Source organism: Sphingobium mellinum, from assembly GCF_037860795.1.
In the GTDB taxonomy this organism is placed as follows: Bacteria; Pseudomonadota; Alphaproteobacteria; order Sphingomonadales; family Sphingomonadaceae; genus Sphingobium; species Sphingobium mellinum.
Genome location: NZ_JBANRK010000011.1, coordinates 1 through 12,380 on the forward strand (window position 1 = coordinate 1; position 12,380 = coordinate 12,380).

Genomic DNA, 12,380 nt, shown 5'->3' on the forward strand with positions numbered 1-12,380 from the left:
TGCATATCATCCGCGCTCATCTTCAATGGCCTGCTTTTACTCCGCCATCATGGCCTGGAATCCGACCGCCGTTGACACCCTCGACCTGATCGGCGTTGAACACCGGATAGGCCTTCAGAACCCGGCGCGCCTCGTCGCTCTTCTCGCCGGTATCGGGCGCTTCGACCTCCTTGGTGTAGCTCTTGTAGAAAATGGCGATGGTTGACTTCTCACCCTTGCGGACCTGGGCGCCGAGGGTTTTGGCCTGGTTGTAGGTCATCCAGTAAGGCGAGGCGTAGCCGCACATGTCGGCGACCATCCACAGCCAGAATACGTTCATGCCGCGATAGGGAATGCCGCAAGCGCGCAAGGGCCGCGACACGGGCACGCCGCGCCAGGGCTGCACCCACGGCTTGGTCCCGGCTTCGAGCCGGGCGATGATCTCTTGGGTGATGCGCGTCGCGGGCGACAATCCGCCGGGCGAGGGTTTGCGATAAGCCATGAGGTGTCTCCTGATGTGGTCTGCCGGCAGGTTCGCCGGTCAGCTCCGCTCAGCCTCGAGCTCCCTCCGCTCTCTTCCCAGGAAGGAAGCGGCCCCTTGGGCGAAGCCAAGGGACCGCTTCGGAGGGGCGAGTCGTCTACCTGTCAGGAGGAGGTCAGGCAGCCAGCTCGCGAGGGGTCTGATTGTCGTCGTTGGCGCCTTCGGCGCTCGCGACGGCCTCGCCGGTGGGCTCGGGGATCTGCTCATCGTCCGCTTCGACCTCGACGGTCGCTACACCTGCAAAGCGCATGACCTCGGGCACCCAGGCGAGCGCGCGTTCGCGCACCTCGACTTGGGTGATGTAGGTCCCGGCGAAGACGCGCTCGGCGCTCATCGCGAGATCACCCTTCTTGACCGAGGCGAACCGGCTCGACAGGTCCGGACCGCCGACCGCAGCCAACGCGTCGAGGATCACCGCCTTCGACACCCGGTCGAAGTAGTTCGCCGCGGTCGGGCGCCACCAGGCGGCCATGTCGATGCCGATCAGGGTGGCCAGATGATCGTGGAAGTCGATCCTGCGCTCGCCGGCCATGTTGAGACTTGCTTCCAAGGTGCGGCCGACGACGTGACCGAGCCAGGTGGCACGGGCTTCATCGGAAAGCGCCCGGAACCGGTCGAACCGCTCCGACACGTCCGCGCCGCCACGCCAGTTCTCGTCGAGGCTTGACTTGAACTCGGCGAGCGAGGCGCTCGCCGCGGCATCCTTTGCCTCAAACCCGATGATCGGGCCGGCAGGTGTGCCGCCCCGCAGTGTCGTTGCCGAACGCGCCCGGTAGTCGAGGGTATCGGCGTCGGCGAGCGTGAAGACCATAAGGTCGAGCGCGAGACCGGGATCGGACGCGACATGGAGCGCAAGGACGTCGCGGCGCTGCATCGCGAGTTCATCGACAAGGCGCTTCGACAGCGCCGCGCGGCGCTTGCCCTCCCCGGCTTCGCCCGACACGATCTCGACCACGTCATCGTTTCCGCCGTCGACCTCCCGTTCGCCGTAGAACACCGGCTGGAGCACCGGGGTGCCATCGCGCGACAGTACGAGGATCATCCCTGCCTCGGACTTGAGTTCGGACGCGATCACCGGCGGACGGGCCCGGATATCCTGACACTCGCGTTCGATCGCCTCGATCGCCGCTTCGGCCGCAGCCACGGCTTCCTCGGCACTGTCCTCATCTTCGAGGATCGCGGCATGTTCGTCATAGGAGTTGTCAAGTTCATCGAGCCGAGCGAGTTCGGCTTCGGTGAGTGGTGCGGGTTCGGCGGGGAGCCGGACCAAGCCCTCGATGAGGTCATGACTGGCGTAGGGATCGAGCGTCGGCTTGATCCACGCGAGGCCCTGTTCTTCGGCGAGGACTTTGGCCTGTTCCTCCATCTTCGCAGCGGCGAGTGTCTCCAGCAACGCAACATCGGCCCAGGCTTCGCTGTCCTCGTCATCGAACAGCTCGCGCTCGATCAGGCCACCGGCGACGATATAGGCATCGCGCCCAACGAGCCGAGCACGGGGGTCGCTGCCACGGACCGTGCCCGAGAGCACCATGCGGCGGATCGAGTCCGGGTTCGGGGCATAGTAGCCGGTCGAGACCTGCTCGAAGACCCGGGCCTGGATCGCCTGGTCCGAAGTGGCGCCGTATGCCTTGGCGAGGTCGAGCGTGATTTCGCCCGAAGCCAGCGCCTCGAACACGACCGGCGCGAGCTTGGCGAGTCGCAGGCGACCTTCGACGAAACGGACGGTTAGGCCGAAGCGGCGCGCCACATCCTCGATCGAAGCGCCTGCCTCGATCAGCGATGCGAAGGCCTGGGCCTCGTCGGCCGGATTCATCGCCAGACGGTGGAAGTTTTCCGCCAGGCTAGTCTCGATGGCACCTTCGGCGGTGTCTTCGAGCACGAGGCAGGTCACTTCGTTGTCCTTGGGCAGGACCTTGTCGTCCGCCAGCGCCAGCATCGCCTTGCGGCGGCGCTCGCCGGCCTCAACCTCGAACTTGCCCTTGGCGCCCGGGCGCACGATGAGGTTCTGCAGCAGCCCGCGGGCAGCAATGCTGGCCTTGAGCTCGGCGTCGGCCGCCGGGTCGTTATGGCGGCGGACATTTCGCGGCGAAGGAACCAGCTTGTTCAGCGGGATCGTCTTGATCATGGCACATACTCCCGATTGCGAGCCCTGCGCATCGACCATCGACGCCCAATCGGCTCAATCAGGGCAAAGCCCCCTCCCCTCTCCCCAGCCAATTTTGGGCCATTTGCCGACTGGCAGCTCTTGGAGTGACTCGCCCCGGCATACGGACAGAGCGCTTTCGCCTGTCATTTCTGTTTCGGCGTGAGCATATCGGCTTATGTATTTGACCGACGTAGGCTTCGAGATGGGGGCTGTTTGAGCTATGCGATCACTACCTCAATCCGATGCTGTGAAGGCCGGAATTGCAAAGGCGAGCGACCTGCTCGCGTGGATCGACCGAAAGCTTAACGGCATTGAGCTCAAAGGAGATCACCGGCACCGCATTCCCGCGCAGCTTTTCGACCTCTCGCTGGAGCACGCGGCGGGTATCCTCCGGCTGGTCGCCGACGCAAGCTACGCAAGCGCCTTTGCGCTGGTGCGATGCGAGTTCGAATGCTTCGTGCGCGGTGCCTGGCTACACTATCGCGCGACCGACGCTGAGATCGAGGAATTCGTTGAGAAGGACGAGATCAAGCCGAAGATGTGGAGATTGATCGAAGCACTCGAACAGGCCCCACCTTTCCAAGACAAACTCCTGTCGAGCGTCAAAGATAAGGCTTGGAAGCCGATGAATGGCTATACGCATGGTGGTATCCATCAGGTCAGCCGGCGTCTTCAGGGAAACTATATCGAGCCGTCCTTTGAGGATGAAGCGCTGCTCGAGGTCATCCAGTTCGCAGGCACGATGGCGTTAATCGCCTTCGGCGAGATAGCGATCATGGCTGGGCGAAGCGATCTTGTTGAAGAAGCTCAAGCGATGATGGACAGCGGTGCATCAACCGTTCTGACCACGCCACCGGCTGTCGCTTGACAAGCTGTGCGGAGGCAGGATCTCCGACTGCTCAGGGCAAATCTACGACGCGATAAACTGCGCCCGTCCCCGCATCGCGCACCAGATCGACGCGCGTCCCATCCCAGTGATAGTCGAGATGGCGCCCCTGGACGGGTTCGGACGCGCAGTCAGGGTAGAACAGTCCGACGCATTCCCCTCCGGGATGCCGGATGCTCGGATAGACCATGCCATCGGCCCCACCCGCCTTAAGGGCTGCCGCAAGCCTCTGGGATGCCACATAGCTGTCGGGATCAAGGGCTGGATTGGCGGGCTCGGTCCCTCTCAGGTCGTGCAGATCGGCACTGACCGAAAGGACGATCTCGCGGAATTGAGAGGTCCAACCGGGCTCTTCGGCGGTGCGGGCCATGAACCGGGCATGGTGATGGATGGTTTCGAAGAGAGCGGTTTCGAAGGCATTTCCGACATAGAGAACGCCATAGCTGCCATCGGTGAAGCGGCTTGGCCGGTCCGTGCTGACATGGGTGAACGGCGCCATCAGATAAGACGCACCGTTTCCGCCTACCCTCCGGTCCGCTGGCACAAGGTCCAGATTGCCGATGGTCGCCATGATCCGGGGATTGGTCTTTTGCTCTGCCGAGATCAGCAGCGGCCAGTCGGCGGGGTCGGCGATGTCCTCGAACAGGTCGATCGGCGGAAAGGCGCTGCGGAGGATCCGGACAGCGCCTTTCCACTCAACATGGGAAACAGGGCCTTGCTCTGGTTCCGTCACCAGCCACCGCGCTCGGCGTCGAGGTAGCGGCGCACGCGCATGATGTCGGTGAGTTCACCGCCGAGCATGACATCAAGTGCGCTCGATCCGGCGAAGGCGCTATTTCCTGCCTTGATCCAGGCATAACCGCGCTGGGCGTCCGAAAAGACGATCCGTAGCGCCTTGTGAATGCCCATCAGGTTGGAAAGGCGAGCCGCGCCATCACGCGAGACCCGGCCGGACCCTTCAGCCTTCCAGCGCCGATAGGAGCGCACCGGCATATCAAGCAGCGTCGCCGCCTGTTCGTCGGTAAGTTCCCACTTGCCAAAGAGGTTGAGAACCGCCCTGAACATAGCGGCAGCCTCGCCCTGGGTAATCGGATCCGGACGAAACGCCGGAGCAGCAGTATCAACGGGTTGCAAAGCCAGCATGGCAAGTCTCCATATGGCACTATATATTCCATTGGATGCCATTTGGCAATATGCTTCTTAGCTACTGGCCAAGCCGCGCGAGGATACCCGCAGCGCCTGTCGTCGGCACGAACAGCCGCGTCTGATAGCGGATGATCTCGGTAAAACAGCCTTGCACCTTGTACCAGTCAAGCCGCGCCGCCGACCAACCGGCAAGCTCGAGCCGCTGAGTCCCGTTGACCAGGCTGCGCTTGAGGGTGAGCCCCTCGCGGCCCTTGACCTGCATCGGCCGGCCACCGGTGAGCACAGCGTCGACAATCTGCTCGACCGAGAACGCATGTTCGTCCTCCAGACCCAAGGCCTGGCAGAGTTCGGGAACGCAGTGGAGTGGCACTTCGCGACCCAGTAGCGAGCGCCCGTCGCGAGCGGAGATCCGACTGACCCGAACGTAGTCGGAAGGGAGCTTGTCCCAGACCGGCAGCAGCAGCCCAGTCGCGAGATGCAGTCGTTCGCGCTTGTGGCTCGCAGCGGCTTCACCGACCTCAGCTTGCCAGAGGCGGCGAAACTCGGCGAAATCGACTGGCTCCCAGTTACTTTCCTCAAGCTGCTGGGCCGTCAGATGGCCGTGCTTCAAGGGCCGGACCAGTTCGAAGCGGGCAACCCGCGTGCCGTCGTCGGCAAGCAGGCTGCGTGCCGGAACCAATAGCCCGATCCGGCCCGAGCGGGCATTGCGTATTAACTGCTGGCGCTCGCCCGAGAGACCGTAGAGCTCTTCAAGCCGCCCGAGGCCCAAGGGCTTCAGCGCTCGGGCGATCTCGAGTTCGAGGAGGTGCGTGGTCGCGCCCGAGAGCGCATCGGTGCGCAGCAGGGTGTCGGCGAGCACCTCGAAGTGCTCGACCGCGATGGTCTCGACCCCGAGTTCGAGCGTGCCCGCCTGCCGGGCGGCATCGATCCGCGCTTCGACGAGTCCAAGGAATTCGTCGAAGATGCCGTTCTGCAGAGCGATCGGCAGCGCGAGTATGCGGTTGAGCCAGCGCTGGATCGTCGGCAGGTCGTCGACCATCGATCCGTCGAGGCCTTCGATCCTGAGTCCGGTCAGTTCCTCGAACCGCGCAAGGCTCACGGCGTCGAGCTTTCCGGTGAACAGCAAGCCGAACCAGCGGTGAAGCGCCTCCTTGGCATAGGAGCTTTCGAGATTGTCGGCGGGATCGAACAGGTTCTGCCCCCCAGTCTGGCGCTGACCGCGGGTTAGCGCGCCGAGGCTGTCGAGCCGTCGCGCTATGGTCGAGATAAACCGCCTCTCGCCGCGCACATCGGTGGTGACAGGACGGAACAGCGGCGCCGAGGCCTGGTTGGTGCGGTTGGTCCGCCCGAGTCCCTGGATGGCGGCATCGGCGCGCCAGCCCGGCTCAAGCAGGAAATGGACGCGGCGCGCCTGGTTCTTGGCGGCCAGGTCGGCATGATAGCTGCGCCCCGTGCCGCCGGCATCGGAGAACACTAGGACCCGCTTGGTCCCGTCCATGAACGCCTGTGTCTCGGCGACATTGGCACGGGGGCTACGGGATTGAAGCTGCTGGCGCCCATCGCGTCCGACGATCAGGCGCCGGGTTCGCCCGGTGACCTCGGCGACCAGCTCGACCCCGAACCGCTCGATGATCGCATCGAGCGCGGTGGCGATCGGCGGCAACGCGCAGAGTTGCTCGATCATTCGGTCGCGCGCGTCGAGCGCCGAGCGGCACAGCACCGGCGCACCGGCTTCGTCGACCATCGGCTCGGAGCGCGGATTGCCGTTCTCGTCCTTGAATACCGCCATCAACCGCACCGGAAAGCTCTTGGTGAGGTAGTCGATCACGTATTCGCGGGGAGAAAGGTCGATCTCAAGCGCTTCACGTTCGGCATCGGTAAGGTCGGCGAGGCGGCGATCAAGCATGGCCTCCGCAGTCGAGACGAGCTGCACCACCACGGCATTGCCTTCGGCAAGTGTCATATCGATTGCCGGCAGCAGGCTCGGCAACTTCATCGAGAGCAGCAATTGCGCAAAGAACCGCTGCTTGGTGCCCTCGAAGATCGACAGCGCCGCCGCCTTGGCCCCGGAGTTCAGGGTATCTCCGCTGTCGGCATCGACAATCCGGGTCGCCTCCAGAGCATCGCGCAGGTTGGCATGGATGATCGCCCAGGCTTCGGCATAGGCATCGTAGACCGCGATCTGGTCGACGGAGAGGCAATGTTCGAGGATCTCGTATTCGACCCCGGCGAACGACAGCGCTCGCGCGGTGTAGAGCCCTAGCGATTTGAGATCGCGAGCGACCAGTTCCATTGCGGCAATGCCGCCATCGCGGATGTCGGCGACGAAGGCCTCGCGGTTGGCGAAGGCGGTTTCCGGTCCCCAGAGGCCAAGCCGGGTCGCATAGGCGAGATTGTTGACGTCTGACGCCCCGGTTGCCGAGGCATAGAGCACGCGGGCGCGCGGCAACAGGTTCTGCAGCCGCACCCCGGCAACGCCTTGCTCCGATCCCTTGACCTTGCCGCGTGAGCCTTCACCGCCCGCGGCGTTGGCCATGGCGTGGGCCTCGTCGAAGACGATCACCCCGTCGAAGTCGTCACCCGCCCATTCGAGGATCTGCTCCAGCCGGGTCGCATCGCTGCGGCCTGAGCGAAGGGTCGGATAGGTGACGAAGAGGATGCCCTCGCGCATTCCGACCGGGATCCCGAGCTTCCATTGCCCGAGCGGCTGAACGTCGATCGGCAGGCCCCCAAGCGCGCCCCAGTCGCGGCGCGCGTCTTCGAGCAGCGCTTCGTTCTTCGAAATCCAGATATGGCGGCGCTCGCCCCTCACCCAGCGATCGAGGATGACCGAGGCAACCTGCCGGCCTTTGCCTGCACCGGTCCCGTCGCCAAGGAAGTAGCCCATCCGGTAGGTCCGGCCCTCGGCGCTCGCCTTCAGCACGCAGCCCTTGTCGTCGGGCTCGAACCTTCCCGAGAGATCGCGGGAATGGGCGTTCGCGGCATAGATCAGGGTCTCGGTCTGCGCGGCGGAGAGAACGCCTTTGGCGATAAGATCGGAAGGCAGCTGCGGCACCGCTTCGGGCACCGGCGCGGTGATCGAGCCCATCGCGACCGATTCCACCAGTGGCGTCGGATGTTCGACTGCGCCCGTAATCGCGATGCGGCTCGGCCGGTAGGGCAGATAATGCCCGACCTGCTCGGCGATCGGCGCGGGCGCATCGAGCGGTTGGTAAGCCAGCGGCTGGATCGACGGCGCGGCCGCGATGGGCCGAACCGCGAGCGGGACCGGTTTGCTCGGCCGTGCGACGAGCCGCAGCGGGAGCGCCGGTCTTTGGCCGATGATCGGCTCAGCGACCTGCCCCGTGCGATCGGGCAAAAGGTCGGCCAGGAAGCAGAGCTCGGCAAAGTTCAGGGGCTTGGCGATGGCCGGACTATCGCCGCCATCGACCTTGTCGAGCACCAAGAGCCGGGTGGTGATCGAGGTTCCCTGCTTGACGAAACCGCGCTCAATCGCGGCGTTGAGCCGCAGCGCCACCGGGCCGGTGATCCCGGCAAGGAAGCGCGGCAGGTCGAACCATTCGGGCATCACCGCGACGAGGCGACCGCCGGGGAGCAGCCGCTTCCAGGCCGAACGCAGGTGCCGCGCACCGGTGCGTCCATCGTGGCCGCGCTCAATCCCGTGGGAATAGGGAGGGTTCATCAACACCACGCGCGGCGCGATATTGGGCGAGAGCAGCTCGTCGATCAGCTCGCCATCGTATCCCGTCACCGTGGCTTCGGGGAACAGTGCTCCAAGGCATTCACGACGGAGCGGTGAGATCTCGTTGAGCGCGAGGCGCGCGCCTGCCTTTGCCGCCCAAATGCCCAGCATCCCAGTCCCGGCCGAGGGTTCGAGCACCAGTTCGCCCGCAAAGATCGCGCAGGCCCGGGCGGCGAGCCAGGCTATGCGGGGCGGCGTTGCGAACTGCTGCCATTCGATTTGCTCGTCGCTGCGAGTGGTCTGGCTCGGCACCAGTGCTTCCAAGCGAGAAAAGGTCCGATCGGCCAATTCAGGCGACACAGCGGTGACGAGCTCGGACTCGTCAGCCAAGAATAGCACCTGGGCCAATTCGAGCGCGGCATGGGCATCTCGCACCAACCAGCGGCCTTCGGCATCGCTGCCGCCGAAATGCTCGCGCATCGTGGCGTTCAGCACGGCGCGGGAGATAGCCTGATCGGCACCGATCCGGGCAGCCAGCGACCTTGCCGCGGCCAGAACTTGCGGTTCGGCGGGGATGGTAAAGGCGAGAGCGGGAGAAGCATGGGACATTGGAAACCTCCTGACGAGGCCCAAGTCCGTCTGGGGGCCTCGAAAGGCCCCAAGCCCACTCTCCTCTCTGCTTGGCTCAAGCCACCGCGCGAATCCGGCGCATCAGCACGTCGTTCCAGTCGTCGCCGGGTCGCTCGGGCCGCCGGGTGACGATCCGGCGCCCCTTGCAGGCATAGGCTGCACGCGCGCGCTCCTCGGCGAGGAGTCCACCGGCGTCGTTGTCAACGAAGAGATGCAGCTCGCGCACCGATTCCGGGATCGTGACCAGGCCGAACCGCTCGTTGCCCAGCGTCGCCCAGCAGGAAATGTCGAACATCTGCATCGCCGAAAGCGCGGACTCGTTGCCCTCGGCGAGTCCGAGCCTGCCATCGCGCGGATATGCCAGACGTACGGCTCCCGAGCCCGGACTGCCGAGTGAGCGCTTCGGCTGCTCAAATGAGGCGAGGCGGTTGCTGTCGGGATCGAGGAAGGTCCGGTTCAGCGCCAGGATACCGGCGTCGTTGCGTACCGCTGCCACCAAGGCCGGTAGGAACCGCACCGCGCCCTTCGGGCCGAGCGGCATGTGCGGATGAAAGCGCAGGTCGGAAGATGAAATCGTAATGCCTCGCGCGGCAAGGTAGCGCTCGGCCGGGCTGCCTGCGAGTAGCGAGGCCTCGCGCCACAGTCTCAGCGCGTTGCGGTCAGCGATTTCGTGACGCGGCGCGGATGCGACCGGGCCGCCCGTCCCGTCGAACAGGTCCGAGATTCGCACCCCAAGCTTGGCCATGCCCTGCATGACTGCCTCGCTGGTGCAGCCGGCGAAGCAATGGACCAGGATCGCGCGCTTGCCTAGCGTGATGCTGAGCGAGGGGGTGCGGTCAGCGTGGGCCGGGCAGCAACACATACCGCGCGAGCGCGACCAGGTCCCGCTCAGCGCCTCGACGATCTTACGAGCGCGGGCTTCGAGCGTTTCGCGACCTTGAATCTGGGACATGGGGCATCTCCATCATGACATGCCTCCACCCGCGCAGCCTCCGCTCTGCGCTGCTGCCAATGCGTTTTCCTACATGAGGCGTTCTATATATGTTCTAACTCGATTCGGCCATAGAAGGAATCGAGATATGAGACTGAGATGGGCAACGATCACAGCGGCGCTGGCGGGATTGGCGTTCGTCGTCCCGGCTCAGGCGCAGGAGGAAATGGCTGCTGAGGCTGCTGCTGCACCTGAGATGCGGCCTGACGGTTTCCGCATTGCCGAGGGGTCGAACGGTTTCCAGCTGGTGGAGCATGGGATTTGGCGCCAGCCCCTAGCCGCTTCGTCAGGGGCTTCGGTTCTCGAAGCGGGCCGGACCTACCTTCCCTATCGTTATGCAAAGCCCGAAGCTGGCGGGCCCTCAGGCTTTCGACGGGCAAGCTACCTTCCCCATGTTTATGCTGCCGAGGCTCAATATTCGCTGCCCAGTGGTCTTCTCGACGCCTTGGTATGGACGGAATCGCGGTATAATCCTCTGGCGATCAGCAAGGCTGGCGCCGCCGGCCTGGGTCAGCTGATGCCAGGGACCGCCCGCGACCTTGGCGTTTCAAATCGCTTCGATCCAATGGCCAACATCTTCGGTGCGGCGCGGTATCTCCGCCAGATGCTCGACAAGTTCGGGGTAGTGCATCTGGCCCTCGCTGCCTACAATGCAGGCCCTGGCGCCGTCGAGCGAGCCGGCGGTATCCCACCCAATGGCGAGACACCGGCCTATGTGCGCGACGTGCTGCGTCATTGGCACTTTTGAGCAGGGGGTAGTTGTGAGTTCCGGTCGAATACGCGTGTCGGGAATGCTGAGCCGCGGACGACGCGGAATGATCCTGACCACGAAATCGGACGAGGTTTGGATCGTCGAAGGCGAGGAAGTTACCGACGATCTCATCGGTTCGAACGTGACTGTTGAAGGCGTGGTTGCAGGCATGGATCGCCTACGCGCCGACTGGATTGGCGCGGACAGTCATCCTTCTTGATTCTGGGGCGGATATTTCGCGACGAGTTGGAGGAGCTCCCTGCCCCACAGTGCGAGAGCTTCGCGCTTCTCATTGGTGTACTGATGCCGATGATAAACCCCGGCGACACCGGCCATTGCCGAGCCCGACTGATGATTGAGAACAGCTTCAGAAACGACCAGCGGTATTCCAAGCCTCTGCAGCCCAGTTGCCACTGTCCGGCGAATGTCATGCATGGTGAAATGACCGGCATCATAGCCAAGCTTCTCATCCACGCTTGCCCTAATCCGCTTCCAGGCCTTTGACAGCCCACTGACACTGTTTGTGTTGGTGACCTTGGATGCCAATAGAATTTGGGACTGCTTGTGGGCGTCGTCAGGAGCAATCCCCGCGGCCGCGAAGATGTCGGTGACGACTGTGAGTGCCTGGGCGGACAGCGGCACGACATTCGCCTTGCCGTTTTTCGCTCTGTCTCCAGGGACGGTCCAAACCTTCGCCTTGAAATCGAACTCGTCGCAAGTGGCGTCGAGCACCTCTCCCCGGCGCTGGGCTGTGAGAACAAGCATTTGCACGAGATGACCGAACGGATAGCCATCCTCGACAGCGGCTTGCCACAATGCGGCGAGCTCTCGATCGCTGAGTACGCGGTCGCGAGGCTCGCTACGCTTCGGACGCCATGCATCCCGGCATGGATTGGCTGGCAAATGCTCGAGTCTGGTGAGTGCCCAAGTGTAGAAAGTTGAAAGATGGCGATACACGATGCGCGCCATCGTCAGGGTTTCCTTGCCCCGCTCGAAGGCGATCTTCTCGACAAAGCGGCTCACGTCGCTTCGAGTGATGGAATCCGCGAGACGGTCACCCAGCTCGGGTTCGATGTACTTCCGGAAAACCCGGTCGAACTCCTTCGCGCTCCGTTTTTTTCCCTCGATCTGCTGAGCCAAATAAATCTCGTAGAGCTCAGCGACCGTCCCGACGCCCTTCGATCCCTTCCTCTTCGCGCCTGGCTTTCTGGCGATGTTCTTGCCCTGCTCAACATCGACCAGAAGGTCTCGCGCCTTCCGCCGAGCATTGGCAAGAGTGAAGCTCGGGCCATGTCGGCCGATCGTGACATTCAACCATTTGCCTTGAACGCGCTTGCGCAAGATGTACGTCTTGATGCCGCTTGCACCCATCCGAAGCCGGAGCCCGGTCACGATGCCATCAGCAAGCTCAATTTGCCCGGTGGCAGGAGCCTTCAAGCCTGCGATCCGAGCATCCGTCAAACCAACTTTGTTCGCCATATGTACCTGCTACCTTAGGTAGCTTTTAGTACTGGATACTGGCGAACATTTCAAGAACAATACGGACTATGAATCGCAGATTTCCGCCATTTTTGGACCCATGCGGATGCGCTAGGACCCTCTGATTGCAGCTCTTAATCAGCGGGTCC

Annotated in this window: 9 protein-coding genes and 1 pseudogene; 3 read left to right on the plus strand and 7 right to left on the minus strand. The window is 63.6% G+C overall.

Annotated features, from left to right (window positions below):
• Window positions 1–73: 73 nt before the first annotated feature.
• Both AAC640_RS12205 and AAC640_RS12210 read right to left on the minus strand, forming a co-directional pair.
• Window positions 74–481 (minus strand): annotated as a pseudogene (locus AAC640_RS12205) (ArdC-like ssDNA-binding domain-containing protein); the annotation flags it as partial.
• A 154-nt stretch (window positions 482–635) separates the two neighbouring features.
• On the minus strand, window positions 636–2,645 hold the full coding sequence (locus AAC640_RS12210; protein ID WP_340266633.1) for a ParB/RepB/Spo0J family partition protein: 2,010 nt from the start codon (window positions 2,643–2,645) through the stop codon (window positions 636–638).
• A 268-nt stretch (window positions 2,646–2,913) separates the two neighbouring features.
• On the opposite strand from AAC640_RS12210, the gene AAC640_RS12215 reads away from it, so the two are divergent.
• Complete coding sequence (locus AAC640_RS12215) at window positions 2,914–3,534, plus strand: DUF6988 family protein (RefSeq protein WP_340266635.1); 621 nt, start codon at window positions 2,914–2,916, stop codon at window positions 3,532–3,534.
• A gap of 31 nt (window positions 3,535–3,565) precedes the next feature.
• Here the strand turns inward: AAC640_RS12215 and AAC640_RS12220 are convergent, their stop codons facing one another.
• From AAC640_RS12220 to AAC640_RS12235, 4 genes are all read right to left on the minus strand, one after another.
• On the minus strand, window positions 3,566–4,285 hold the full coding sequence (locus tag AAC640_RS12220; RefSeq protein WP_340266637.1) for an RES family NAD+ phosphorylase: 720 nt from the start codon (window positions 4,283–4,285) through the stop codon (window positions 3,566–3,568).
• A complete protein-coding gene (locus tag AAC640_RS12225; protein ID WP_340266639.1) occupies window positions 4,282–4,695 on the minus strand; it encodes an MbcA/ParS/Xre antitoxin family protein in 414 nt (137 codons plus the stop codon). Before AAC640_RS12225 ends, AAC640_RS12220 begins: the two co-directional genes overlap by 4 nt.
• Window positions 4,696–4,756: 61 nt before the next feature.
• Window positions 4,757–8,989: a strawberry notch-like NTP hydrolase domain-containing protein gene (locus tag AAC640_RS12230; RefSeq protein WP_340266641.1), complete on the minus strand. Its 4,233-nt coding sequence runs from the start codon at window positions 8,987–8,989 to the stop codon at window positions 4,757–4,759.
• 76 nt (window positions 8,990–9,065) lie between these two features.
• Complete coding sequence (locus tag AAC640_RS12235; protein WP_340266643.1) at window positions 9,066–9,962, minus strand: DUF7146 domain-containing protein; 897 nt, start codon at window positions 9,960–9,962, stop codon at window positions 9,066–9,068.
• A gap of 127 nt (window positions 9,963–10,089) precedes the next feature.
• On the opposite strand from AAC640_RS12235, the gene AAC640_RS12240 reads away from it, so the two are divergent.
• Together AAC640_RS12240 and AAC640_RS12245 are read left to right on the plus strand one after the other, a co-directional pair.
• On the plus strand, window positions 10,090–10,749 hold the full coding sequence (locus tag AAC640_RS12240) for a lytic transglycosylase domain-containing protein (protein ID WP_340266645.1): 660 nt from the start codon (window positions 10,090–10,092) through the stop codon (window positions 10,747–10,749).
• A 43-nt stretch (window positions 10,750–10,792) separates the two neighbouring features.
• On the plus strand, window positions 10,793–10,972 hold the full coding sequence (locus AAC640_RS12245) for a DUF5818 domain-containing protein (protein ID WP_340266806.1): 180 nt from the start codon (window positions 10,793–10,795) through the stop codon (window positions 10,970–10,972).
• Here AAC640_RS12245 and AAC640_RS12250 read toward each other — a convergent pair.
• Window positions 10,960–12,231, minus strand: coding sequence for a tyrosine-type recombinase/integrase (locus AAC640_RS12250; protein WP_340266647.1), 1,272 nt, complete (start codon window positions 12,229–12,231; stop codon window positions 10,960–10,962). The genes AAC640_RS12245 and AAC640_RS12250 overlap by 13 nt on opposite strands.
• Between the last annotated feature and the right edge of the window lie 149 nt (window positions 12,232–12,380).